The 25,778-nt window shown below is 55.4% G+C and carries 24 protein-coding genes; 2 read left to right on the top strand and 22 right to left on the bottom strand.

What is annotated here, in order from left to right; genetic code table 11:
* Window positions 1-255 precede the first annotated feature (255 nt).
* The 4 genes from clpX to H8709_RS01720 all read right to left on the bottom strand — a co-directional run bounded on the left by clpX (window position 256) and on the right by H8709_RS01720 (window position 4,567).
* Entirely contained in the window at window positions 256-1,572 is a 1,317-nt protein-coding gene (clpX, locus tag H8709_RS01735; RefSeq protein WP_262396650.1) for an ATP-dependent Clp protease ATP-binding subunit ClpX, read from the bottom strand.
* Between the two features lie 12 nt (window positions 1,573-1,584).
* Window positions 1,585-2,166 (bottom strand): ATP-dependent Clp endopeptidase proteolytic subunit ClpP, encoded by a 582-nt coding sequence (gene clpP / locus H8709_RS01730; RefSeq protein ID WP_262396649.1) that lies wholly within the window; start codon window positions 2,164-2,166, stop codon window positions 1,585-1,587.
* 145 nt (window positions 2,167-2,311) lie between these two features.
* A complete protein-coding gene (gene tig / locus H8709_RS01725) occupies window positions 2,312-3,727 on the bottom strand; it encodes a trigger factor (protein ID WP_262396648.1) in 1,416 nt (471 codons plus the stop codon).
* Window positions 3,728-3,838: 111 nt separating this feature from the next.
* Entirely contained in the window at window positions 3,839-4,567 is a 729-nt protein-coding gene (locus H8709_RS01720; RefSeq protein WP_262396647.1) for a metallophosphoesterase, read from the bottom strand.
* 97 nt (window positions 4,568-4,664) lie between these two features.
* Here H8709_RS01720 and H8709_RS01715 point away from each other — a divergent pair, with 97 nt between their 5' ends.
* The gene (locus tag H8709_RS01715) at window positions 4,665-4,838 is read left to right on the top strand and encodes a DUF1540 domain-containing protein (RefSeq protein WP_262396646.1); all 174 of its coding nucleotides are present in this window, start codon (window positions 4,665-4,667) and stop codon (window positions 4,836-4,838) included.
* 76 nt (window positions 4,839-4,914) lie between these two features.
* Here the strand turns inward: H8709_RS01715 and thrC are convergent, their stop codons facing one another.
* From thrC to H8709_RS01660, 11 genes are all read right to left on the bottom strand, one after another.
* The gene (gene thrC / locus H8709_RS01710; protein WP_262396645.1) at window positions 4,915-6,402 is read right to left on the bottom strand and encodes a threonine synthase; all 1,488 of its coding nucleotides are present in this window, start codon (window positions 6,400-6,402) and stop codon (window positions 4,915-4,917) included.
* Window positions 6,403-6,430: 28 nt separating this feature from the next.
* Window positions 6,431-7,366, bottom strand: coding sequence for a dipeptidase (locus H8709_RS01705; RefSeq protein WP_262396644.1), 936 nt, complete (start codon window positions 7,364-7,366; stop codon window positions 6,431-6,433).
* Complete coding sequence (locus H8709_RS01700; protein ID WP_262396643.1) at window positions 7,353-7,736, bottom strand: YraN family protein; 384 nt, start codon at window positions 7,734-7,736, stop codon at window positions 7,353-7,355. The genes H8709_RS01705 and H8709_RS01700 overlap by 14 nt, the downstream gene beginning before the upstream one ends.
* A complete protein-coding gene (locus tag H8709_RS01695; protein ID WP_262396642.1) occupies window positions 7,733-8,353 on the bottom strand; it encodes a ribonuclease HII in 621 nt (206 codons plus the stop codon). The genes H8709_RS01700 and H8709_RS01695 overlap by 4 nt, the downstream gene beginning before the upstream one ends.
* On the bottom strand, window positions 8,353-9,249 hold the full coding sequence (gene ylqF / locus H8709_RS01690) for a ribosome biogenesis GTPase YlqF (RefSeq protein WP_262396641.1): 897 nt from the start codon (window positions 9,247-9,249) through the stop codon (window positions 8,353-8,355). Before ylqF ends, H8709_RS01695 begins: the two co-directional genes overlap by 1 nt.
* Window positions 9,250-9,276: 27 nt before the next feature.
* A complete protein-coding gene (gene lepB / locus H8709_RS01685; RefSeq protein WP_262396640.1) occupies window positions 9,277-9,903 on the bottom strand; it encodes a signal peptidase I in 627 nt (208 codons plus the stop codon).
* Between the two features lie 97 nt (window positions 9,904-10,000).
* Window positions 10,001-10,345: a 50S ribosomal protein L19 gene (gene rplS, locus H8709_RS01680; protein WP_262396639.1), complete on the bottom strand. Its 345-nt coding sequence runs from the start codon at window positions 10,343-10,345 to the stop codon at window positions 10,001-10,003.
* 176 nt (window positions 10,346-10,521) lie between these two features.
* A complete protein-coding gene (locus H8709_RS01675) occupies window positions 10,522-11,190 on the bottom strand; it encodes a TIGR03936 family radical SAM-associated protein (RefSeq protein ID WP_262396638.1) in 669 nt (222 codons plus the stop codon).
* Window positions 11,174-13,021, bottom strand: a complete 1,848-nt coding sequence (locus H8709_RS01670) for a TIGR03960 family B12-binding radical SAM protein (protein ID WP_262396637.1) — start codon at window positions 13,019-13,021, stop codon at window positions 11,174-11,176. Before H8709_RS01670 ends, H8709_RS01675 begins: the two co-directional genes overlap by 17 nt.
* Window positions 13,022-13,142: 121 nt before the next feature.
* Window positions 13,143-13,748 (bottom strand): M50 family metallopeptidase, encoded by a 606-nt coding sequence (locus H8709_RS01665; RefSeq protein ID WP_262396636.1) that lies wholly within the window; start codon window positions 13,746-13,748, stop codon window positions 13,143-13,145.
* Entirely contained in the window at window positions 13,726-14,763 is a 1,038-nt protein-coding gene (locus H8709_RS01660) for a M23 family metallopeptidase (RefSeq protein WP_262396635.1), read from the bottom strand. Before H8709_RS01660 ends, H8709_RS01665 begins: the two co-directional genes overlap by 23 nt.
* A 180-nt stretch (window positions 14,764-14,943) precedes the next feature.
* Between H8709_RS01660 and H8709_RS01655 the strand changes: the two genes are divergently transcribed.
* Window positions 14,944-15,132: a hypothetical protein gene (locus tag H8709_RS01655; protein ID WP_262396634.1), complete on the top strand. Its 189-nt coding sequence runs from the start codon at window positions 14,944-14,946 to the stop codon at window positions 15,130-15,132.
* A 56-nt stretch (window positions 15,133-15,188) separates the two neighbouring features.
* On the opposite strand, the gene gltA is transcribed toward H8709_RS01655, so the two are convergent.
* The 7 genes from gltA to pfkA form a co-directional block, all read right to left on the bottom strand.
* A complete protein-coding gene (gltA, locus tag H8709_RS01650; RefSeq protein ID WP_262396633.1) occupies window positions 15,189-16,577 on the bottom strand; it encodes an NADPH-dependent glutamate synthase in 1,389 nt (462 codons plus the stop codon).
* Window positions 16,570-17,415: a sulfide/dihydroorotate dehydrogenase-like FAD/NAD-binding protein gene (locus tag H8709_RS01645; protein ID WP_262396632.1), complete on the bottom strand. Its 846-nt coding sequence runs from the start codon at window positions 17,413-17,415 to the stop codon at window positions 16,570-16,572. The genes gltA and H8709_RS01645 overlap by 8 nt, the downstream gene beginning before the upstream one ends.
* A gap of 67 nt (window positions 17,416-17,482) precedes the next feature.
* Window positions 17,483-17,629 carry a hypothetical protein gene (locus H8709_RS01640; RefSeq protein WP_262396631.1) on the bottom strand — a complete coding sequence of 49 codons (147 nt, stop codon included), beginning with the start codon at window positions 17,627-17,629 and terminating at the stop codon, window positions 17,483-17,485.
* 69 nt (window positions 17,630-17,698) lie between these two features.
* Entirely contained in the window at window positions 17,699-21,895 is a 4,197-nt protein-coding gene (locus tag H8709_RS01635; RefSeq protein WP_262396630.1) for a SpoIID/LytB domain-containing protein, read from the bottom strand.
* A 167-nt stretch (window positions 21,896-22,062) separates the two neighbouring features.
* Window positions 22,063-23,292: a glycoside hydrolase family 10 protein gene (locus H8709_RS01630; protein ID WP_262396629.1), complete on the bottom strand. Its 1,230-nt coding sequence runs from the start codon at window positions 23,290-23,292 to the stop codon at window positions 22,063-22,065.
* A gap of 735 nt (window positions 23,293-24,027) precedes the next feature.
* On the bottom strand, window positions 24,028-24,558 hold the full coding sequence (locus tag H8709_RS01625; protein WP_262396628.1) for a GNAT family N-acetyltransferase: 531 nt from the start codon (window positions 24,556-24,558) through the stop codon (window positions 24,028-24,030).
* 202 nt (window positions 24,559-24,760) lie between these two features.
* On the bottom strand, window positions 24,761-25,738 hold the full coding sequence (gene pfkA, locus H8709_RS01620) for a 6-phosphofructokinase (RefSeq protein ID WP_262396627.1): 978 nt from the start codon (window positions 25,736-25,738) through the stop codon (window positions 24,761-24,763).
* Between the last annotated feature and the right edge of the window lie 40 nt (window positions 25,739-25,778).

Here is a 25,778-nt window from a genome sequence, read left to right as displayed (position 1 = left end):
TTTCCCCTAGCTTATTCAGGTCATACAGGGTAGGGCCCTGATTGTCATTCATTATAAAGAAAAAAACTGTGGAATTCAAGTGCAAAATGTTGACTAATTATACAAAATGCCCTAATTTTGCACAATATGATTGGTCTTTCAGCCAAATAAAGACTTTTCTTGTATAAAATCCCTTGGCAAATTCCGCCCCATTTTCCATCGGCCTGGATGGAGAAAAAAGCAGCCGTTTTTTGCGGCTGCTTTTATAAGCATTTGTTAGCTGACGGAATCTTTGCGCGGCTTCATCGCCCGGTCGGCGGGAAGCTGGAGCTTCATCGGCTTTTTGTTGGGGTTATAGACAATTTCCGGCTGGGCCCCCTCCTTGACGCACCCCTCGGAAATCACAATTTCCTCGATGGTGCAGTCCGAAGGCGATTCGTACATCATGGGTTGGAGTACCCGCTCCATGATGGTCCGCAGCCCGCGGGCGCCGGTCTTGCTCTGGATGGCCTGATCGGCGATGGCCTGGAGTGCCCCCGGCTCAAACTGCAGGTCGATGCCGTCGAGCTCGAACAGCCTCTTATACTGCTTAAGCACCGCGTTCTTGGGCTCGGAGAGAATCCGCACCAGACTGGGCGCGTCCAGCGCCTGCAAGGTGGTGATCACCGGGATACGGCCCACCAGCTCCGGAATCATGCCGTATTTGACTAAATCATGGGGAATCACCTGGGCGATCAGATTGTCCGTCTCCTTGTCGGCGCTGGTGCGGATTTTCGCGCCGAAGCCGATGGAGGAGGTGGAGACCCGCCGCTCGATGATCTTGTCAATCCCCTCAAACGCGCCGCCGCAGATGAAGAGGATGTTGGAAGTGTCAATCTGGATGAACTCCTGCTGGGGGTGCTTGCGTCCGCCCTGGGGCGGCACGTTGGACACCGTACCCTCCAGGATTTTGAGCAGCGCCTGTTGCACGCCTTCGCCGCTGACATCCCGGGTGATGGAGGGGTTCTCGCTCTTGCGGGTGATCTTGTCAATCTCATCGATATAGATGATGCCATGCTCCGCCTTTTCGATGTCGTAATCGGCGGCCTGGATGAGGCGCAGGAGGATATTTTCCACATCCTCGCCCACATAGCCCGCTTCCGTCAGGGTGGTGGCGTCGGCGATGGCAAAGGGCACATTGAGGATTTTGGCCAAGGTCTGGGCCAAGAGGGTTTTGCCCACGCCGGTGGGTCCCAGCAGAAGGACATTGCTCTTTTGTAGCTCGACCCCGTCATTCTCGCCGCCGCCGAAATAGATGCGTTTATAGTGGTTATACACCGCGATGGAGAGGGCGATCTTCGCCTCCTCCTGGCCAATGACATATTCGTCCAGAATCGCTTTGATTTCTTGGGGTTTGGGGATGGTGATGTCGATCTCCTCCCGCACCGGCTTATTCCGGCGGGCAAGGCCTTCGTCTTGCATCACGCTCTGGCAAAGGTCGATGCACTCATTGCAGATATAGACGCCCGGCCCCGCGATCAGCCGCCGGACCTGGTCCTGCGTTTTGCCGCAAAACGAGCATCGCACCGTTCTTCCATCGTCATTTCTGGGCACTCAAATCACAACCTATCGTTCATAAATCACTTTGTCAACCAGACCGTAGTTGACCGCTTCCTCGGCGGACATGAAGTTGTCGCGCTCAGTATCCCGCTCGATGACTTCCAGCGGCTGGCCGGTGGCCTCCGCCATCATCTTGTTGAGCTTTGCCTTAGTCTTCATAATCCACTCGGCGTGAATTTTCACGTCGGTGGCCTGGCCCTGGGCGCCGCCCGAGGGCTGATGAATCATAATTTCGCTGTTGGGCAGCGCCAGACGCTTGCCCTTGGTGCCGGAGCAGAGCAAAAACGCGCCCATGGAGGCCGCCAGGCCCATGCAGATGGTGGAGACATCGCATTTGATATACTTCATGGTATCGTAGATGGCCATGCCCGCGGTCACGGAGCCGCCGGGGCTGTTGATGTAGAGCTGAATGTCCTTGTCGGGATCCTGGCCCTCCAGATAGAGCATCTGGGCCACCACCAGACTGGCGCTGGTGTCGTTGACCTCCTCGCAGAGCATGATGATGCGGTCGTTGAGCAGGCGGGAAAAAATATCGTAGGAGCGCTCTCCCCGATTGGTTTGTTCGATGACCATTGGTACTAAGCTCATGGAAATACACCTCCAAATAAAAGCTAAACTTGCGCTTCAGGCGGTGCGAAACACTATTTCCGGGAAATATTCCGCTAAAAGCACAATATATTTCAGCGGAAAAAATCCGCTGAAATATATGTAGCAAAAATTTTCTATTCGATCTTTATTCTTTCTCTTCCGCTTTTGCTTCCTCTGCGGGCTCTTCCGCTTTGGGGGCAGCCTTCTTTGCGGGCGCTTTTTTCGTTGTTTTTTTGGCTGGTTTTTTCTCTTTGGCCTCTTCCTTCTTTGCTTCCTCAGCGACTTCCGTCACCTTGGCGGTGTCGCGAATGAGATCAATGGCCTTGTTGACAGCCAGATCCTTTTTGACCTCTTCCTCAGGAATGACCATCTTGACCTTCTCGACTTCGATCTGGTACTGCTCGGCCAGCTTCTTGAGTTCCTCGTCGACAGCGGACTGCTCGACTTCGATGGCTTCCTTCTCAACGATCTTTTCCAGCGCCAGTCTCACCTTGACCTGACGCTCCGCCTGCTCGGCGAAGGTCTTCTTGAAGGAATCCATCTCCATGCCGGTGTACTGCAGGTAGGTCTGCAGGTTCATGCCCTGAGACTGGAGACGGTAGTCAAAGTCGCGGACCATCTCGTCGATGCGGTTATCGATCATAACCTGAGGGATCTCCGCCTTCATGTTCTGGATGACCACGTCGATGAGCTGATTTTCCAGGTCGTTCTGGGCGCTGTTCTCTTTGGCTTCTTGGAGCTTTTTCTTTAAGTCCTCTTTGAGCTCGGCCACGGTGTCAAACTCGCTGACATCCTTGGCGAACTCGTCGTCCACCTCGGGCAGCTCCCGCATTTTGATCTCGTGGAGCTTCACCTTGAAGACAGCGGGCTTTCCAGCCAGCTCGGGCACATGGTACTCCTCCGGGAAGGAGACGTTAACGTCAAACTCGTCGCCCACATTGTGTCCGACGATCTGGCCCTCAAAGCCGGGGATAAACTGGTTGGAACCCAGCGTCAGGGGGTAATTCTCACCCTTGCCGCCCTCAAAAGCGACATCGTCCACAAAGCCTTCAAAGTCGATGATGGTGTTGTCGCCGTCCTGGGCAGCGCGGTCCTCGACGTTGACCATGCGGCCGTTTCTCTCTCTCAGTCTCTGAATCTCGTCTTCAATCTCCTCGTCGGAGACGGTGACGATCTTTTTGGTGGCCTCGATGCCCTGATAGTTTTCCACTTCCACCTCAGGCTTGACGGTGACGGTGGCTTTGAAGGTAAAGCCGTCCTTGCTGACGTCCATGATCTCCACGTCGGCCCGGTCCACCGGCTCGATCTTTGCCTCTTTGACCGCCGCCTCATAGGCCGCGGGATACAGATCGTTGATGGCGTCTTCAAAGAAGATACCCTCGCCATACATTCTTTCTATGACACTGCGGGGAGCCTTGCCCTTACGGAAGCCAGGCACCTGCATCTTTTTACCATTTTTATGGTATGCCTTATCGACAGCAGCACCAAAAGTTTCGCCATCCACAGCGATTTCCAGCTCATATTTATTGGTTTCTACCTGTTTCGCTGAAGTTAAACTCATTTCAAAACTTCCTCCTGTTTTTATAAAACACATTTATCCTAGTGATTATATCACATTTGTACGAAAACTCCAAGAACTTTTCTGAAGTTTTTCCTGCAAAATTGGAAAGATTTATCGTTTTTCTTCGTCCCGAACATCACCTTTTTCCTCCGGTTCAAAGGAGGCGACCCACACCGGGTCAAAATCCACCTGGTCGCAGGAGATCAGGCGAAACTGGGTGTCCAGATAACTGCCATTGAGGGCAAATTTCCTGCCACCGCCGTGAATATGGCCGTAGTAGCAAGTTTTGACATGGTGGCGATACATCACTTCCAGAATTTCCACCGACATCTCCTTCATGTAGACCGGCGGATAGTGGAGGAAGACAATTTTCTCCCGGTCCCCGGCGCTTTGTAGGGAGGTTTCGAGCCTTTGGGCCTCCCTGGCCACGATCTTCTGATCCTGGGGCTGTCCATTTTCAAAAATCCAGCCCCGGGTGCCGCACAGCGCCAAATCGCCGCAGACGACACAGTTATTATGGAGGATGTGAAGGCTCGTTAATCCGCGCTCTTCAAAAAAGCCGTTCATCTTCCGGGCGGTGGTCCACCAGTAGTCGTGGTTACCCTTAAGCAGATACTTTTGCCCCGGCAGGCTCTCGATAAACTGGAAGTCTTTGAGGCTCTCCTCCAACGACATGCCCCAGGAGACGTCCCCGGCGATGACGACGATGTCGTCCTTTCCCACCTTGGCTACCCAGTTTTCCCGGAGCTTTTCCACATAGCCGTCCCAACCGGAAAAAACATCCATCGGTTTATCCGTGCCCAGGGAGAGGTGAAGGTCGGCAATGGCAAAGATATTCATAAATCACCTTTCCTCATCGTTTCGTGGCCTCAGCCGTATAATGCGGAGAGAATGTTAAAAAATAAAGGGGAGTACATCTGCAAAAGGAGTGAATTTGATGCAGCAGGAACAGCAGACCCAGGCCAACCACATCACCGGCGTCAGATGCGAGGTCGTCAACTGCGCCTATAACGAGGGGCGCCGCTACTGCACAGCCAAGGAGATCAAGGTCGGCCCCGCCTTCGCCGCCATGAACGGCGACACCCAGTGTAGCACCTTCAAACCCCAGTAATGCCCCTCCCCTTTGATGGAAACGTCCGGCCGCGACTAACATCGCCGCCGGACGTTTTTCGTTGCAGATAGGGCGCCTACATCCCCAGCATCCCGAGTACCACCTGTTCCATGGTGTCCCGGGTACACCGGCCGGCAAAGCGCGGCTGTTTTTCTTTGAGCTCGCGCAGCGCCCGGGGAATGGGGCAGCCGGAAATTTCACTCAAGCGCCCGGCGGTGACAAAGTCGTCGGCGTCCACAGCCTTCGGGTCGATGGCGTCTAAGACGCTTCCGGAAAACTTAAAGGGGCTGGCGGTGGACGCGATCACCGTTTTGGTGTGGTCCCCCGTCTTTGCCACATACTGGCCGTAGACATTGACCGCCACCGCCGTATGGGTGTCGCAGAGATAGGAGTATTTCGCGAACACCTCCCAGATGGTCTCCTTGGTCGCCGCGTCGTCGCAGTAGCCGCCCCAGAAGACGCTTTGCAGCCGCTCCTTCACCTTTTCGTCCACCGTGTAACGGCCCTGCTCGGTCAAAGAGGTCATCCACTGGGAGAGGACCTTGTCGTCATTATCACACAGGTGGTAGAGCAGCCGCTCCAAGTTGCTGGAAATGAGGATGTCCATGGAGGGCGAGATGGAGGTGTGGAAATCCCGGTTGCGGTCGTAGGTGCCGGTGCGGATAAAGTCGGTGAGGACATTGTTTTGGTTGGAGGCGCAGATGAGCCTTGCGATGGGGACGCCCATCTCTCTGGCGTAATAGGCCGCCAAAATGTTGCCAAAATTGCCGGTGGGCACCACCACGTTGATCTTCTCTCCGGCTTTTATTTCCCCGTCGGCCACCAGATCACAGTAGGCGCTGACATAATAGACAATCTGCGGCACCAGGCGGCCCCAGTTGATGGAGTTGGCGGAAGAGAACATCATGCCGTTCTCCGAGAGCTTTTTCGCCAGGGCGGGGTCGGTAAAGATCGACTTGACCCCGTTTTGAGCGTCGTCGAAGTTGCCCTCGATGGCGCAAACCGACACGTTGCCGCCCTCCTGGGTGGTCATCTGCAGTTTCTGCATGGGGCTCACGCCGTCCTCGGGGTAGAAGACCAGGATGGAGGTGTTCTCCACATCCTTAAAGCCTTCCAGCGCCGCCTTGCCCGTATCCCCGGAGGTGGCCACCAGAATGACGATCTTCTTCCCGTCCACCACCTTCTTGGCGGAGGTGGTCAGCAGGTAGGGAAGCAATTGGAGCGCCACGTCCTTAAACGCGCAGGTAGGGCCGTGCCAAAGCTCCAGCAGATAGGCGTCCTCCCCCACCTTGGAGAGAGGCGCCACCTCGTCCTCATCGAATTTACCCAGGTAAGCCCCCTCCACACAGGCGGAGAGCTCCTCCTCGGTAAAGTCGGTGAGAAAATGCCCCAAAACTTTCTTCGCCCGCCCGATGTAATCCAATTTGCACAGAGCATCCAGCTCCGCGCTGATATCAGGAATGCTTTTGGGGACAAAGAGCCCCTTATCCTTGGAAATGCCTTGGGAAATCGCCTGTGCCGCCGAAACGCTGACACTGGAATCTCTGGTACTTTGATACTGCATTTGTCGTTCCCCTCCCATGGATCGCTTTTTATCCTTTACATTGTTCATATCTCTTAAAAAAGTCGGCCGCGTTTTGATAAAAGACCTTGTCGAGCAGCGCTTCCTTGTATCCCAACCGGAGCATCTCCTCGTAGAGCATGGGGATGGAGCTGATGTCCGGAAAATCGGAGGGCAGATCGGTTCCATCAAAATCGGAACCCAGCGCCACCGTGTCCTCCCCGCCCAGGGAGAGAAAATGGTCGATATGCTTTATCATATCATGAAACGAGGCTTTTTGGCCATCCTCCTGCAAAAATCCTCTGCTGAAATTGACTCCCACCAGCCCCTTCTTTTTAGCCAAAGCGACAAATTGTTCATCCGTCAGGTTCCGCGGATGCCCGCAGAGGCTCCGGGCGCTGGAATGGCTGGCCATCAGCGGGCGGGTCGCGGCGCCCAGTACATCCTCGAGCCCCGCGTCGGAGAGGTGGGAGACATCCACAACGATGTCCCAGCGCTCCATCTCCCGAAGCGCCGCGAAGCCAAAGGGCTTGAGCCCACGGTTCTGGGAGACGCCAAAACCCAGCTCGTTTTCCCCGTTCCAGGTGAGCGTCACCATCCGCACGCCGTCCTCGGAGAGCTGTCCGATCCGTCCCAGGTCCCCGGCGAAGACACAGCCGCCCTCCACCGTCAACACCGCCGCCCGGGACTTTAGCTGCCCGGCGGCGATGTCGGAGAGCTTTTTCTGCCAGTCAACCATATCGCCGTTTACCATCATCTGCTTTTTAAAATAGTGATAATGGCGCTCATAGTAGGAGATGGCGTCCTCCCCCCGCTCGCTGTCGGGGATAAAGATGGCGTAGCACTGCCGCCAGCAGCCGATGCCCGCGGCTTTTTGCAGGGAAAGGTGCCCGTCGTAGTCACAAAGCTCCGCCTTTTTCCTGCAAAGCTCGGTAATGGTGTCGCAGTGAAGGTCAAAATATCTCATCGATGTCCCCCGCTTCAAATGCATTTTCGATGTGCTGGGTGCCGCTCACCTTTCCGGTGGACGGGTCGAGACACACCTCGAAGACGTCGAACCGGGGTTGCAGCGGGCTTCCCGTAACGGACAGGTAACTAAGCGCCGTTTTGATGATCTTCCTCTGCTTTTTTATATCCACAAATTCTCTGGGCAACGCGATGGAGTCCTCCCTACGCGCTTTGACCTCCACAAAGGCGAGGACGCCGTCCTTTTGGGCGATGAGGTCGATTTCGCCGTAGCGGGAGTGATAGTTGCGGGCCACAATCTGGTAGCCCGCCGCCGCCAGCACTTTCCCGCAGACGTCCTCGCCCAGCCGCCCCGTATCCCGGCGGCTCATCGGGAGTGCCCCGCGTAAAACTTCTTGAGAAAGGACTGTCTATGTACCGGGGAGGGACCAAACGCCGCAATCTTTTCGTAGTGGAGCTTGGTGGGATACCCCTTGTGCTTGTCAAAGGCGTACTGGGGATACTGCTCATGGAGCTGCTCCATAACACGGTCCCGCTCCACCTTGGCGAGAATCGACGCCGCCGCGATGGAGGCGGACTTGGCGTCTCCGCCGACGACGCACCGGGTGGGCACATCCAGCCCCGGGTCCCGGTTGCCGTCCACTAAGGCGAACTGGGGCCGCACCGAGAGGCCCAACACCGCCCGGTTCATGGCGAGGAAGGTGGCCTGCAGGATGTTCACCTCGTCAATTTCCCTCTCGCTGGCGCTGGCGATGCAGTAGCTCACCGCCTGGTCCTTGATGAGGTCGTAGAGCCTTTCCCGCTTTTTGGGGCTGAGCTTTTTCGAGTCGTTGAGCCCCGGCAGGTCAAACTCTGCGGGGAGAATGACGGCCGCCGCATAGACCGGCCCCGCCAGCGGACCCCGGCCCGCTTCGTCCACCCCGCACAGCAGCGTGATGCCGCCTGCTCGATATTCCCGCTCCAACATAAGCAAATCCGGCGTTTCCATCACTGCGCCCCCTTTGCGGGTGGCGCTTCCAAAGAGATGCGGCCGATTTTGCCGCTGCGGAATTCGTCGAGCACCATGATGGCTGCCCGTTCCAGGTTGACTTCCCCGCCGGAAATAAGCATGCCCCGCTTCCTTCCGATGAGGGCGAGCAGATCAAAGGGCTCGATGTCCGCGAGCTCCTCCTCATCCAGGCGGTACCGCTCGCAGAGAAGCCCCCGGTACTCCCGGTTTAAAATGTCCAGGAGTCTCGCCGCCAGCTGTTCGATGTCCATGATGTCGTCCTTGATGGCCCCGGTGAAGGCCAGCTTTTCCCCCACCAGCGGGTCCTCAAACTTGGGCCAGAGCACCCCCGGCATATCGAGCAAATCCAGGTTGTTGACGCCGGGCACGGCGGTCACCTTGACCCACTGCTGGGCCCTGGTGACGCCGGGGCGGTCCTCCACCTTGGTTTTCTTACCGCCCGCCATTCGGTTAATAAAGGAGGACTTGCCCACGTTGGGGATGCCCACCACCATCATGCGGATGGGTTTGCCCACATTGCCGCGGTTTTCCCGCCGGGCAAGCTCGGGGGCCAGCACCTTTTTGAGCAGCGGCACAAAGGCTTTGAGGCCCTTGCCGCTGCGGCAGTCCACCGCCATGGCCGGGATATTCCGGGCCGCGTAAAAATCGCACCAGGCGCGGCTCATGCTTTCATCCGCCGCGTCCGCTTTGTTGAGCAGGACGATGCGGGGTTTATTGCCGATGAGTTTGTCGATCTCCGGGTTGCGGCTGCTCTGGGGGATGCGGGCGTCGGTGAGCTCGATGACGATGTCCACCATTTTGAGACTGTCCCGCATGAGACGCCTTGTCTTTGCCATATGCCCCGGAAACCACTGGATGGAAGGGGTGTCGATCATGATTGCCTCCACTGTTCCCAAAGGGAATTATTTGATAAAACCAAAGCTAGTGAAAGGATAGACGCGGAAAATCGCTTTTCCCAAGATATAGCGGGTATCGATGAGGCCCACCCGGGGGTCCCGGCTGTCCATGGACTCATTGCGGTTGTCCCCCATGCAGAAGACATAACCCTCCGGCACCGTCAGCGGGAACTCGGTTCCCTCCTTGGTGTGGGTGGCTTCCTTGATATAGGGCTCGTCGAGCTCCACCCCGTCCAGATAGACCTTCCCCGCCTCGAAATCGATGTCGATGGTCTGTCCCTCGGTGGCGATGATCCGCTTGACCAGGGGCCGGTCGTCAATGTGGTGCTTGGTCACCACCACCACGTCCCCGTTTTTATAAAGCGGCACCAAATTGGAGAGGAAAATCCGGTCGTTCTCATAGAGGGTGGGCTGCATGGAGACGCCCTCCACCCCCACCATGCGGATGACGAAGGTGAAGACCAGCACGGCGCAGACCACGCCCGCCACAATGGTTTCCACCCATTCGTAAAGACCATTGTACTTCTTATTTTTATTCTTTCGCTTGCCTTTTATGATCGTCTGCCCCAAAATGGGCTCCTTTTCCAGTGGGTCAATAGGGTCAAACTCCTCCATGGGCGTGTAATCTTCCATCGTGATTTCCCCTTTCCCTGCCCGGCGGACAGGTGCAATTTGGCTTATAGATAGCAAAAAAGGGACATGTACTGTCCCTTTTTACCGAAAGCTTCAATTAGCGAATCTGCTCTTTGACTTTGGCAGCTTTACCCACTCTATCGCGCAGATAGAACAGTTTTGCTCTGCGTACACGTCCATGGCGGATGACCTGGACCTTGTCGACATTGGGGGAATGCAGGGGGAAAACCCTCTCAATTCCACAGCCATGAGCAACGCGGCGCACTGTGAACGACTCGTTGACGCCACCGTGCTGACGGGCGATGACAATGCCCTCAAAAGCCTGAATTCTTTCTCTCTCGCCCTCTTTGATCTTAACGCTGACACGGACGGTGTCGCCGATCTCAAAGCTGGGCACCTCGGATTTAAGACAATCCGCGGCCATGTGTTTCAAAGCATCCATTCGATACTTCCTCCTTATTTCTCAGACATTCATTCGCACACGGTGCCAGAGGACTGTCCGCTTTAATGTCGCCGGAGCCAAAAAAGCCCCGGGCATCAAACCCCACCGCGCGAGGCGGCGGCCACTAAATGCCTATATATGATAGCATAATCTTTGGTCAATTGCAATAGCTTTTCTCAGCAAAATTCGGTGAAATTGGCCGTCAACACCCGCGTTCTGCGCACTTTCCACTGCGCCGTCTCACACTGGTAGGCCCGGCAAAAGGCGTCAAAAAGCAAGGTGGGATTCAGATTGAGGGTGCTGCCCGCGGGCAGGCGCAGGGACAAATGCAGCGCCCCCTCCCTTTCCTCCCAGGAAAGGAGCTCCAGAAGCGGTTTTAAGTCCACGTCTTTGGGGCCCTTTTTGGTCCGCTTGCTCACCAGTATCTGATCTTGCTCCAATAGTGCGAGAAATTTCTCCCCCTGGCTATCACAGGCAAAGGAAACTTCCGCTTCATATTCGGCAAAGGCGATCTCTTTGGGGTCCATCTTCGGCTGCGTCACCCGCAGCACCCGGATGTCCCGGGGCAGCGCTGCGTTCAGGAGCTCCATGACCACGCTGAGGTCCATTTCCTCTGTCAGCCGGATGTCCATGGACTCGCATTCGCTCTCATACCCCAGTGCCAGCGGCAGGGCGAAGGTCATGTACTGGTGGGGATGAAAGCCCTGGGTATACCAGATGGGGATGCCTGAGCGCTTGATGCACCGCTGCATGCAACGGGTCAAATCCAGGTGGGAAATATAAATCGCGTCGCCCTTCTTGGAGAAAAAGACGCGGATGGGGCGAAAATCATTTGCATTGTCCATTGACACACGGCCCTCCCATCAGTCGGTTGGCGCCACAGCCGCTGCACCCCTCTTTGCAGTTGGGGGTGGTGCGGGCTTCGTGAGCCTTTTTGTTTTCGCGAATTAAGAAATTTTTGCTCACCCCGTAGTCCAGATGGTCCCAGGGCATGATCTCGTTGTAATCCCGGCGGCGGTTCGCATAGAAGGCCGGGTCGATACCGTACGCCGCAAAGCCGTCGAGCCAAGACTGGTAGAGGAAGTGCTCGTCCCAGCTATCCAGATTGCAGCCGTGGCGCCAGGCGTATTCGATGACGTCGCACAGCTTCCGGTCCCCTCTAGCCAGCACCCCCTCGAGCACTGAGGTATCGCTCTCGTGGTAATGGACGGTGATCTTCTTGGATTTGACCGCGCTTATCAGGTGGCGCTGCTTCTCCCGCAGCATCTCCACCGTGTCCTGGGGCTCGAACTGGAAGGGTGTAAAGGGCTTGGGAACAAAGCAGGCCACGCTGATGGTCACGTTGACGCCCCGGCCCTTGGGACGGTTGGGCAGGCTGTAAAAGAGGTCCACCACCCGCTGAGCCGTGTCGGCGATGGCGGCCACGTCCTCCATGGTCTCGGTGGGCAGGCCCATCATGAAGTAGAGCTTGACATTGGTGTAGCCGCCCTCAAACGCCGTGCGGCAGGTCTTCATGATCTGCTCTTCGGTGACGTTTTTGTTGATGGCGTCCCGCAGCCGCTGGGACCCCGCCTCGGGGGCGAAGGTGAGGCCGCTCTTGCGCACCTTGGCGATTTTGTCAAGGAGCTCCTTGGAGAAGTTGTCCACCCGCAGCGAAGGCAGGGAGAGGCTCACCTTCTCTTCCTCGCTCCAGGTGAGCATGCTGGAAAGAAGCGGCTCAATCTCGGTCAGGTCGCTGGTGCTCAAGGAGGTGAGGGATACCTCCTCATAGCCGGTGCTCCCGCACAGGTCCCGGGCGTTTTGGTCGATGGTCTCATAGTGCTTTTCCCGGAAGGGACGGTAGATAAAGCCCGCCTGGCAGAACCGGCAGCCCCGGATGCAGCCCCGGAGCACCTCCACCATGGCCCGGTCGTGGACCGTGTCGATAAAGGGCACCACAAATTCCTTGGGGTAGTAGACCTTGTCCAACTCCTGGATGATGGCTTTTTCCACCGGGAGGGGCGCCCCTTCCCTGGCCGTGACCTCTTTGATGGCGCCGTCCTCGTAGTAGGACACGTCGTAGAGGCTAGGCACATATACGCCCTGAATCCGGCTGGCCTGGCGGAGAAATTCCCGCTTGGGCGTGCCGTTTCGCTTGGCCTCGTGATAGAGGTCGATAAAGGCCATCAGGTTTTCTTCCCCCTCGCCCAGGAGGAAGGCGTCGATAAAGGCCGCCATGGGCTCTGGATTGCAAGCGCAGGGCCCGCCCGCCACCACGATGGGAAAGCTGTCGTCCCGGTCGGCGCTGCGCACAGGGAGCCCCGCCATGTGCAGCATGTTGAGAACCGTGGTAAAGCAAAGCTCATATTGGAGAGTAAAGCCGATGATGTCAAAGTCCCCCAATGGGTCCTTGCTCTCGAGGGCGTAGAGCGGAATCTTGTGGAGGAACATTTGCTCCTCCATATCCAGTTCCGGCGCGAACACCCGCTCGCACCAGTAGTTTTCCCGCTCGTTGATGAGGGAATAGAGAATCTTCATCCCCAGGTGGGACATGCCCACCTCATAGGTATCGGGAAAGCAGAAAGCAAAGCGCACATCCACCTTGTCTTTGGCCTTGATGACGCTGTTGAGCTCTCCGCCGGTATATCTTCCAGGCTTTTGCACCTTCATCAGTATCTTTTGTAGTTGGTTTTGCATGGACTTCCTCCTATCGTTTCAAAGACCGTCTGAAAGTTTATTATATCGTAAACTTTCCCGCATTTCAATGAAACAATGGGAGAACTGTCAATTGCGAAACCCCTCTCCCCCCAAATCCATCCTACTGCCGGAGTTTAAAAATGGCCGTGGCTGTCAGATAGATGCCGGTAATTAAAAGGGTGGGGTTGTGTCCCTGCGTTAAGAATAACCACAGCGCCAAAAAAAGCAGCGGCGCCAAAAAAAGGAAAGAAACAGCGGCGGCGATGCTCTCCTGGCGCTCGACTCCCCGCATCTGCAAAATTTCATGGAGGAGCCGTCCGCCGTCCAGGACGCCGATGGGCAGGAGATTGAATACCCCCAGCGTCAGGTTGACCGCCGCGAGCAGCGCAAGCGTGCCCGCCGTAGCGTCCCCTGCCAAGAGAAAACACACGCCCGCGCAGAGCAAATTGAGGAACGGGCCCGCCAAAGTGATGGCGATTTCCCGCCCGTAGCTTTGCTCCACCGTGTCTTCGCAGCGCACCTGGATGCCGAAGGGCATGAAAGAGATGGCGTCCACCTTCTTGCCGCACAGCTTCATCATCAGCAGATGCCCGCCCTCGTGCAGGAAGATGGAGCCGAAAAAGAGGGGGTAAAGCCGCTGGGTATCCATGATGAGAAACAGGTAGAGGACGGCGAAAAACCAGATGGAGAGCCGTATTTGGGTGTTACAAATCCGAAATGTCAGCATAGGCGACTCCTGTGTAGGCAAGATAGGGGTTGACATAGACGCCGTTAATCTTGATGTCCAGATGGACATGGTTGCCGGTGGAGAGTCCGGTGCTTCCCACCCGGGCGATCCAGTCCCCCTGGCGCACCACTGTCCCCACCTGTGCGGTGATGCTCTCACAGTGGTTGTAAACCGATTCCAGGCCGTTTTGATGGGCCACTACTATGTAATTGCCGTAGACGCCCGACTCCCCGATCTCCTTGACCGTCCCGGGCAGGATGGCCCGGATGGGGGTATTGTGGGGCGCCGCGATGTCCAGCCCGGTATGGAAGTCCAGTTTACCGGTGATGGGGTGGATGCGGTAACCATAGGGGGAAGTGATGGTGCCATCCACCGGCGCGATGGGAACCGCGGTCAAAAAAAAGGGGGACAATGCTGTCCCCTCCGGCGCCGCCCATCTTTGATTGTCCTTGCTCCCCACAGCCGCATAAGCCACAAAGGACACATCGTGCTGTCCCCCCATGCCCGACTGCCGGGCGGCGGAGGCGTCGCTGCTGTCTTGACCGCTTTCTTCTCCCGACGCCTGGGAGGAGGAGTCCTCCTCCTTCCCCTTGTCCGAGCTGTCCCCTCCGTTTGCCGGCTTCCCGGCGCCCGACGGCGCATATCCCTCCGGCACCTGGGAGAGTTTTTCTTCCAGCTGGCGCATCTTGTCGGCATAATTGGACGCGCCGCTCTGTTTGTCCCCCGAGGCGCTGGGAACACTGGATACGCTGGAGGAACCCGAGGCGCCCACCAGGCTCCAGTAACCGCTTCTCACCGCCTCGTAGGTGTCCCCGCCAAAGCCGCGGAGGATGAAGGCCGCCGCAATCACAAAAACGCAGATACATACCTGGATGACCACGACGCTGAAAATCACCGGTTCCTCCTGCTGGGAATGCTGGGGGTCGGCGGGTTTGCGGCGGTAGGGACTGGTGGAAGCGTTCTGTCTGTATTCCTGCCGGACATCCGGCCGATTCTCCTGTCTGACTTCGTTCATGATGGGGTCTGCTCCTTTCCATCGCTTTTCGCTTTCCCGGGGCCGCGAGACCGCTACCCCTTTGTCCCATTTTATGTGAACAAAAAGAAATTCATAACCGAAATTTGGTTTTACCGCCACATAGAATTCTCTTTTGTTGCCTATACTATTGCTATCAGCTTTATAGACAGGAGGAAAACCATGAAAAACGAAATGATCAAAGAACTCGATAACCGCATCAAAAAGCTGGAAAACCACCAGCATGACGACGACTACCGCCAGGAAAACCCCTATGACAATGTCAGACAGGCCGTCTCCTTTGTTATCAACGACGCGCTTTTAATGGAGCTCAAAGACCTCAAGGACTTTGCCAGCCACCTGGACAACTAAAAGACCAAAAGGGCCCGGACAGTTTTTACTGTCCGGGCCCTTATCTTTGGTACGGTTTATTTCTTTTCTTTGAGGAACTTGTCGATGGAGGCCGCCGCGGTCTTTCCGGCTCCCATGGCCAAGATGACGGTGGCAGCGCCGGTGACGGCGTCGCCGCCGGCATAGACGCCCTCGCGGGTGGTGCACATGCTCTCGTCCACCACGAGGCAGCCGTGCTTGTTGGCCTCGATGCCCTTGGTGGTGGTGCGGATGAGCGGGTTGGGAGAGGTTCCAATGGACATGATCACGCTGTCTACGGGTAGCTCGAAGTTGGAGCCCTCGACCGCCACCGGACGGCGTCTGCCGGAAGCGTCCGGCTCACCCAGCTGCATCTCCACGCACTCCAGCGCGCGGACATGGCCGGTCTCGTCCCCCAGCACCTTGACGGGGTTGGTGAGGAGCTTAAAGATGATGCCCTCCTCCTTGGCGTGGTGGACTTCCTCCGCACGGGCGGGCATCTCCGCCTCAGAGCGGCGATAGACAATATAGACGTTCTCCGCGCCCATCCGCTTGGCACAGCGGGCCGCGTCCATGGCCACGTTGCCGCCGCCGACGACCGCCACGTTTTTGGACTTGTGGACCGGGGTGTCGTAGTCCTCCAGATAGCCCTTCATCAGATTGATCCGGGTCAGGTATTCGTTGGCCGAATAGACGCCCAAGAGGCTCTCGCCCTCGATGCCCAAAAAGCTGGGCAGACCCGCGCCGGAGCCGATGAAAGCCGCCTCAAAGCCCATCTCGAAGATATCGTCGATGGACAGGACCCGGCCGATAACCATGTTGGTCATCACATTGACGCCCAGCTTGCGCAGGTTGTCGATTTCGGAGGCCACGATAGCCTTGGGAAGACGGAACTCCGGGATGCCGTAGACCAAAACGCCGCCGGGGGTGTGGAACGCCTCGAAGATGGAGACTTCATAGCCCAGCTTTGCCAAATCGCCGGCGCAGGTCAGCCCCGAAGGACCGGCGCCCACCACCGCCACCTTGTGGCCGTTGGTTTCGGGCTTTACCACGTCCTTTTGGATATTCTTCATGTACCAGTCGGCCACAAAGCGCTCCAAGCGGCCCACGGCCACCGGCTCGCCCTTGATGCCGCGGACACATTTGCCCTCGCACTGGGATTCCTGGGGGCAGACACGGCCGCTGATGGCGGGCAGGGCGTTGGTGGAAGCGACGATCTCATAGGCCTTCTCGAAATTGCCCGCTGCCACCTCGGCGATAAACTCCGGGATGCGGACATTGACCGGACAGCCGGAGACACAGGGCTTATTCTTGCAGTGCAGGCAGCGCTTCGCCTCTTCCATGGCCATCTCCTCGGTGTAGCCGAGGGCGACCTCTTTGAAGTTTTTGTTGCGGACATTGGGGTCCTGTTCCGGCATAGGAACTTTATGTAAAGACATGTTAGGCATTGCGTTTCCCTCCAAACAAGCGGCAGATATGGTTGGCGTCGTGCTGCTCCTCCTCTTTGTAGAAGGAGTTTCTCTTCATCAGCTCGTCGAAGTCCACCTGATGGCCGTCAAAATCCGGTCCGTCCACACAGGCAAACTTGGTCTGTCCGCCCACGGTGACCCGGCAGCCGCCGCACATGCCGGTACCGTCGATCATAATGGGGTTGAGGCTGACCATCGTCTTGATGCCGTAGGGCTTGGTGGTCAGGGAGACAAATTTCATCATGGGAATCGGGCCGATGGCGATAACCAGGTCATACTGGTTGCCCGCCTCGATGAGCGCTTTGAGCTTGTCGGTGACAAAGCCCTTTTCGCCGTAGGTACCGTCGTCGGTGGTGAGATAGTAGTGAGTGGCCACCGCTTTCATCTCCTCCTCCAGGATGACGATGTCTTTCGAGCGGAAACCGGCGATAATATCGACTTCCACGCCCTTTTGGAAAAGCGCCTTAGCCGACGGATAGGCGATGGCGCAGCCGACGCCTCCGCCGATGACACAAACCTTTTTGTAGCCGTCCAGATGGGTAGGTACGCCCAAAGGTCCGACAAAATCATGAATATAATCGCCTTCGTTTAAGGACGCCAGCAGCTTAGTCGATCTGCCAACGGCCTGAAAGATGATGGTGACCGTACCTTTTTCCCGGTCATAATCGGCGATAGTCAACGGGATGCGCTCTCCAAATTCATCCACCCGGAAGATGATGAACTGACCCGCCAATGCTTTTTTCGCTACATATGGCGCGTCCACTTCCATGAGGGTGACCGCGTCGTTGAGCTGACGCTTCGTTACTATTTTATACATATTCCACGCTCCCTTTACGGATGATGTTTCTTACCGTATCAAATTATATCGCATATGTACAACTAATTCAAGGCGGATTCGTCGTTTGTGGTAAATGAATACTTGTTTCATCATCTAAATTCGCCAATTTTCCTGCTAAAAATTGAAAAAAGGAAAGTTTTCCTCCCAAAATTTCACCAGCAATTCCCGATTCTTGCGGATTCGATTTTCCCAATTTGTACGTTTTTTTGATAAAAAAGAACCAGGAACGCCGGTCGTTCCTGGTTCTTTGTATCAGTTTTCGCTATTTTATGATAGTCCCCGGATAGTAATGCTCCAGGATTTCCACATAGGTCATGTTCTCTTTCTCCGCGTAGAAGTGAGCGCCGAACTGGCTCATGCCTACGCCGTGTCCATAACCATAGGTGGTGATGGTGAAAGTGCCGTTTTTATAGGCTACATCGAACTTGGCCGAAGCGATGATGCTGCCGTCGTCCGGGTTTTTAAGGATGTCCTCCCTGACCCAGCGTCCGGTGATATTGGTCACGGTGTTCTTCAACCTATTTTTGTAGGTGGACACGCCCGCAATGGTCATGTTGCCGTTATAGCCCCCCGACGTGTAGCTCTTGACCTGGAAGAGCTTGGACATATCGTAACCGGAGGGCACTTCGATGCCCACCAATTTCAGCCGTCGGAGAATCTCCGCTTCGGAGTAGGTGTAGGTGTGGGTGTAATACTTGGCGCTGACATACAAGCTGTCGGCCAGGTAATCATACTTGCTCGGCACGCTGACCAAATACGGGTAGCGGCCGCCCCAGACCTCGGTAGAGGCGTTGGTCTTCCCCGCCGCACAGGAGAAATACGGAGTGAAGGCGACCTTATCGTTATAGGTGACCTGCTCGCCCAGCACCGCTTTCACGGCTTTTTCCACTTTGGGTCCGATATTGCTCTTCATTTCCACATAGGGTGCTGTTCCGGAATTGTTGCTCGAGAGCACATAGGAGTAAGCGGCGACCGCCTGAGCTTTGATGGCCTCGATATTAAAAGACTCCGGCATTTCATTGGCTACGATGCCCGCTACAATGTCATAGGCATTGCCCTCGACCACTTTGCCCCCTGCCGTGACTTTCAGTTTCGGCAAGTTCGCCGCATTGGAATCATCCGCTTCATCGGACGGCGGCAGTTTGGTAGTCACTACCGGAATAGAGACAGAGACGTCGGGCGGCACGTTTTCACCGGAATGAGGAGTCGTAACGACCGGGGTCTCTTCCACGGTTACCTTAGGTGTAGTCGTACCAATCACGGGCTTGGAAGTCGTGGTGGACGTCACCGGTATCGTCGTGGTGGTCACTTCACCTGGCGTAGTAGTCACCGGTTTGGACGTCGTGGTCACGGGCTTTGTGGTCGTAGGTGTGGTCACCGGCGCGGAGCCGATGGCGCTGGCCTGGGTGCCGGTCAAATTGGCGCCGGTGGCGGTTTTGTTAAAGTATGCCTCAATGCCTGCCACAATGCCGTCGGCCAGCTTGTCCCGGTAGGAAGCGGTGAGGAGCTTTGCGTACTCGTCGGGGTTGGTGACGAAGCCGCACTCAACCAAAGAGGCCGGGAAGGCGCTGTCGCGGGTCATGGCCATATAGCCAAAGACCGAACCGTCGCCATTGGTGCCGTAACGGATGTTGGTGCCCGCCTTGGCGTTTACGTTCTTACAGACCTGGGAGGCCAGGAGCTGGGAGTAATCGTTAAAGTAGTAGGCTTCGATGCCGTTGGCGGAGGAGGTGGAACCGGCCGAGTTCTGATGGATGCTCACCAGCAGATTGGAGCCGAAGTTCTTGGCTTGTCCCAGACGGTTATCGATGGAGAGCCAGCTCTGCTGGGTATCGATCATCAATACCGACGCGCCTTTGGCTTCCAGCTTGGAGGTGACGAGCTTGGCAATCATCTGATTGATATCCTGCTCGTTATATTTGCCAAGGCCGATGGCGCCGGGATCCCCCTTCCAGTGTCCGGGGTCCACGGTGATACGGGCGTTGCTGATGGCGGTGGGAGAATTAAACTGGAAGACCAGATCGTTGCCATTGTAATAGGCGGTGTAGCCCAAGAAGGAACCGCTCTGTTTGAGTTTAAGCTTGAGGGTGCTCCCCGACCAACTGGCACTTACAAAGAGCGGATTTTTGCTCAGACTCAGGCCCTCGGGCACCTTGTTGGTGCTGTCGAAAGCGATATTGACATAGGAGCCGGAGTAGGTCACTTTATAAGGCACCTTCCAGCCGGTGGAAACGATCAAGTTGGTGTAGCGGCCGTCGCTTGTAAACTGGAGCTTATTGATGGTGTTGTTGCCATAGCCCTGGTCGCTAATCACTTTGGCGTCCTTGGTATAGATGCGCTGACCGGAGGCCAATTGATAATAAGTGTAAGTCGTACCGCCGTCCGACCAAGACACTTCGCTAAGCACGCGGGCGATGGTGCCCTTGGGTAGCGGGAAGTAATTGGGGTCGGAGTAGTCGTTAATCTTATCGGTGGGGAACGTCTCCGCAGAATTTGCGGTAATCATCACCTGCTTGCCGCTCATCTTGTTGCCGTTGGAGGACGGGGTCACCGTCTTGCCGCTGGAATAGATGGTGTCCGGATCGGTAGGTTCAGTCACCGGAGGATCGCTCTCGGGAGACGTGGTCGTCGTGACGGGGGGCGTAGTCACCGGCGGTTTCGTGGTGACGGGGTTCTCCCCTGTCGAGCTGGACGAATGGGAACTGGAGGTGTCGGGCGCCGTGGTCACTTCAGGAGTGGTGGTGACCGCAGGGTTCGTCGTCACTTGGGGCGTCGTCACATCCGGATCCTCGGGTTCGTCAGGATCGTCGGGGACCTGGGAGGTCACCGTTTGGCTGTATTTGGCGTTTAATTTCACCGACGCGCCGCTCTTCATTTCGCTCAGGCCCTGATAGGTAGCGGAGAAGGTGATGCTGCCCAAATCCTGGACACTGCTTGTCCCTTCCGGCAACTTGATGGTACCGGTATATTTCTGATAGATGGAATCGGTGTCCACGTTTTCATCGATAGCGGTGGTGGGCGAAAGGGTGATGGTCTGGCCGCCGAGAGAGGCGGTTACCGTCGCTCCTTCATAGGCCAAAGCGCTTACCATCACTTCCATGGAGCCGTCGAGCTGCATGGAGCCGCTGGGGGATACTTCTTTAAATACCTGCACGGCGCGGGTGATGGTGTAAGTCAGCTTCTTGCCGCCCTGTTCAATGGTAAAGGTGTTTTTTCCAATCTTCAAGTCTTTCTGGACGCTGAAGTAGCCGCTTTGATTGACCGATACCTTCTCTCCATTGAGGAGTAGGCTCTCGCCCGGGTTGGCCCCGCCCGCGAAGGTGATCTTCGGCTCGTAGGTGGTCATTTCCGTTTTCGCGGGCTTGGTCACCTTGAGTTCGGTCACAACGATTTCTTCGTTTTTACCTGTCTCAAAGTAGAGGAGGAGTTTTTCAGTGCTCCCGCCCGGATTGGCTTTGAGGCTCTTTAAAGAATTGAAAACGCTGCCGCCGTATGTACTTCCCTTTTTGGCCAAGATCATCTGCTCCACAATTTCCGAAGGGCTTGTCCACCCGTCTGCGGTGCAGATCTTGTCCGCCGCGTGAATATAGTAGAGCGGGAGGTCGTTCTCCTGCGCCAATTTGTTCCACCAGTCGGAAACCGCTGTAAAGGAAGTATCCTTGTCAGCAATGGTTGTATCGGCGCGAACCATGACGAGATCGGCGTAATCCTTGGCAAGGAAGTCCTTGACGTCGGCGTAGCCGTCGGTCAGCATGGCGAAGGCGGCGGTCGTGTCGCTACCCTGGGCGTTGTCGGCCTTGTTGGCCCAGACGCTGTCGGTGATGAGCCCCACCTGCACGGCGCGGTTGAGCTCTTTGACCTTAGCGGACAGGGTCTTCACCAGGCTTTCGGTGGCGCTCTTCATAAAGCTCTCGAATCCCTGGCCGGCGCCGTTGGCCTCATAATCGCTGTAGCTGGCCGATTTCTCCGGCTCTCTCTCATAATAATGGTCGAGGAGCACGCCGTCCAGATCGTAGCCGTCGATCACCTCGCCCAGCCCTTCGGCACTGGCTTTGATAACATCGGCGGAAACTGCCTGGGCTTTGCCGTCCTTCGTGCCCAGCGCATCATAGACGACATAGACATACATCTTCTGTGCGCGGGCTTTTTCAATAATATAGGACAGTAGATCAAAATTGAGATCCGCCTTGGGCAGCTTACTGCTCTGATAGATGACTTTTTCCTGGTATGTCAGAGGAACGATGACGGTGTTCATGGTCAAATCCTTGGCCGAAGTCAAGGCCGCGTCCACCTGTCCTTTGACTGTTGCCGTGGAATGGTCGTCACCTGTGAGGAAATCGGTACCCGGAACCAGATAGACCGCACGCATCTCGTCGGGCTTATTAAAGCTGACGGGCGCGAGGGACAGCTCCGGGGAATCCCCAACGGCAGGCGTCACCTGTTCCTGTTGTTGCTGCAATTTTTCTGGCTGCTTTGTCATATTTTTGTCTGCTACAAAAATGGACGTTACACCGGTGATCAGCGTAATCATCACAAACAGCACACTCAGAGAAATCGCGGTAATACGTCTGTTTGAAAAGAGTGTTTTCAAATCGTATCCCTCCCTTGTGCCTATTTTTGAAAAACTTACTTTAAAATGGTTTTCAGGTTCTTCATCTCTTCTGCTACTTGTTCCTTGACCGCCGCTTCCGGCTGGAATAAGGAATTATAACTGTAAAGTGAAAAGCCTTTATAAGTATTTCCCTCTAAACTTCTGGCAAACTCAATCTGCCGTTTGAGCAGATCGCCGCTGTCTGTCACCCATTCCTGCTTACCGGCGTCCCCTGCCCACTGGTCCTCCTTGCCGATTTTGTAAGCGGCGAGACCCAGATAGAGCTTAACGCTGGAATCCTTGGTCAGATTCGCCCAGGCTTCCGCCGTCTTGTCAAAGGCGAGGTTATTCTTAAAGCCATAGTAAACCTGAGGCATGATGTAGTCCAGATAGCCTTCATTTTTCACCCAGGTCTTAACATCGGCGTACTGTTTATTAAAATTCACGTCCATGTTGCCCTGGGGACTGATACCGAATTCTACCTTGGGATTGACCGACTTAACCGCCTTGTAAACTTCCTGCACCAGCTTGCTTACGTTTTCGCGCCGCCATGCATCGAGGGATAGTTCGCTCCCGCTGGCCGCATAGGCCGCCTTATCAAAAGCAGCGTCGGTGGTGGGATAGAAATAATCGTCGAAATGGATGGCGTCTATTTCATAGTTTTTTGCCAGCTCTTTTGCTCCGTTTACAATGAGCGTGCGGGCCTCCTCCTTGGCCGGATTGAGATAAAGCGCCTGGGACAGAACCTCTGCTCCCGATTGACCGTCGGCGGTGATGACCAGATCCTCTTTCCCCGTCAGCCAACCGTAGAGGGCGGAGTCCTGGGACAGAGGCGTGGATGTGGACTTGACGCGGTAGGGATTGACCCATGCCTCGATGCGAAGCCCTTTGTCCTTGGCCAATTTTGTCATTATTGCCAGTGGGTCGTAGCCGGGGTCCTGACCCTGGGTCCCAGTGATGATATGGGACCACGGGAAATAACTGGATTTGTAGATTGCGTCTGCAAAAGGCCTCACCTGCACAATCACCGTATCGAGGCCCATGTCTGCCACGTTGTCAAAGACGCGCTCCAGGTTTTTTTGCGTCGCAGCCTGGTCCACAGTCAGCAGATTCTGCAGTTCCAGGTAGGACAGCCAGATGGCGCGCCGCTCCGTTTGTGATACTGCCTGGGCGCCGTCCTGAGCGCCAAAAGGCACGGAATCATCTGCGGAAGGATTTTCCGGCGGATATTCTCCATCGCTTGGGACGCCGTTTGGCAGCGTCATTGCGTTGGATTCTCCGCCTTTTTGGGGGGTAGTTTGGTCTTTTCCATGGCTGCCGCAACCGGACAGACAAAGAAGTAACACAAACAGCAAAATTGTGAGAAATAGTCGTCTCATTTGTTACCTCATTCCTAAATTTTGCTTATTTATATTCTAATATTCGCGCGAAAATAGGTCAATAGTTAAACACTGCATCATAAAATGTTTACAATTCCGTCGATTTTGCCGAATTCTTTCACAAAAAGTCATCCATATAATTGAATTTACTCCATATTTTTACATTCTTTCAAAATTGATATTCATAATTTAGTCATATATTTTTGCAGCAATTTTTTGACTCCTAAATTTCCGTTTTATTCATCGCCTTTTGCTGTCAATTTTCCTTAATAAATGAATAATTACACAATATTTTGATTGAAATGATCTACAAATCGCCAATTTATGCACATTTTATCAATAATCATCCGTCTTATTCGTTAATAAATTATTCACATTTTGCTTTTTCTCCTCTCCCTCTACTCCAATTTAACGGATTCCTGCAATCTAACAACACCATTGTTTTGAAATATGCATATCCGTAAAGCATTTTTCTTTACATCTAATTTTACCTTCAAAAGCCTTCGTCAAAATGACGGACTCCATTTATTTTATGAAGCTGTCCCAAACAATATGTTGGCTCCTTTGCCGCCAACAAAAAAGGAGAGGGACACTTCTTCCCTCTCCCGGACCGATTTGCTTTTATTGCTCTTGACACGGATGTTGGTCGTAGACCTGCGGATACACCGTATCTCGGAATTTTTCAAACTCTTCCCGGCTGATAGGACGCGGGTAACTCATGATCATCAGCGGCAGGGAGGGCTCTGTCTCCCGCAAAGCAGGTTGTACATATTCATAAGGTTGCAAGAAAAAGCCCAAGCGCTCATAAAACCCGATGCGCCGTTTGGCCATTTCCGTTTGGGGCGGCTCCACCTCCAGACAGATGAGCCTCTTTTCCCTGGAAAGGAGCTCCGTGAGCATCTTTTTGCCTAAACCCTCGTTGCGGTAGGATTCCCCCACGGCAAAATGCTCCACATAGAGGAAGTCCCCAAAGTCCCAGAGGGCGAGAAACGCCTTAACCGTATCCCCTTCCCGCCAGACCTCAATGCGGTAATGCTCATTTTCCATAAGCTTTATCTGTCTTTCACGGGTTCTCCTTTCGCTTTTTGGGAAAGAATCCCGCAAAATTTGATACACTTGGCTGTATTCCCCGGGAGCGAGTCTCTGTAACATGGTTCCTCCTCAGGATGCAGGGCGGGCCCGCACCCAAACCGGCCTTTGATGGCATCCGGCAAGCCAGTATATTTTCCAGTCCATCGACGGCGGCGATGACTTCACGGTCTGGGAAGACCGGTTCTCCCCGGGCTTCCCAACCACGTCGTTTGCAAAAAGGGCGAAGTGGATGCATCCACTTCGCCCTTTTATAAATCTCTCGTTAGATGGAAATCTCGTGAGCGATGCGATAGAGCTCCATGTTGAACTCTTTCTTCTGCTCCAGGGCTTCCAAGATGTCAAAGTCGACAATTTTGCTGTCCTTGAGGGCGATGACGCGATTGCCAATGCCGTTGCACAGCAGCTTTTCAATGGCATAGTGACCCATTTCACTGGCCATGACACGGTCGCGCACCGAGGGGTTACCGCCGCGCTGTACGTGGCCGAGCACCAAGGCCCGGGCGGTGATACCGGTGAAATCTCCCACCTGTTGGGCGATCTCCTCCACCTTGCCGTAGCCCTCCGCCACAATGATAATGAAGTGGCGTTTGCCGCGGGTCAGATCCTTCTGGATTCTCTCCAGGCAGTCCTTTTGCATATCAAAGGGGACCTCGGGCACCACGATGCTGGTGGCGCCGCAGGCGATGCCGGTGTTGAGAGCGATGTCGCCGCAGCGGCGGCCCATGACCTCCACAACCAAGCAGCGGTCGTGGGACTGGGCGGTATCGCGGCATTTATCAATCATCTCCATGGCGGTGTTCATGGCGGTGTCGTAACCGATGGTGTAGTCAGTGCAGGCGATGTCGTTGTCGATGGTTCCGGGAATGCCCACACAGGGAATGCCGCGGAGGGAAAGATCTCTCGCGCCGCGGAAGGAGCCGTCGCCGCCGATGACGACCACGCCGTCGATGCCGTGATCGATACAGGTCTGGGTCGCTTTCTGGAGCCCGGATTCATAGCGGAATTCGTCACAGCGGGCTGTATACAGCATAGTGCCGCCCCGGTGAATAATATCGGAGACACTGCGAAGGCTCATGTCAATCAGGTCGCCGTTAATCAGTCCATTATAGCCGCGGCGGACGCCCACCACATTGAGACCTTTGGATATGCCGGTTCTGACAACCGCTCTGACAGCAGCGTTCATGCCAGGCGCATCTCCTCCGCTTGTCAGAACACCAATTGTTTTCACTTGCTTACCCATAATTACCTCCTCGGACCCCATGAGGAATCCTCTTTCATAT

This window comes from Zongyangia hominis (genome assembly GCF_014385095.1).
Classification (GTDB): Bacteria; Bacillota; Clostridia; order Oscillospirales; family Ruminococcaceae; genus Zongyangia; species Zongyangia hominis.
The sequence above is the reverse complement of the archived record's forward strand: the minus strand, read 5'-3'. Positions and strand labels throughout refer to the sequence as shown.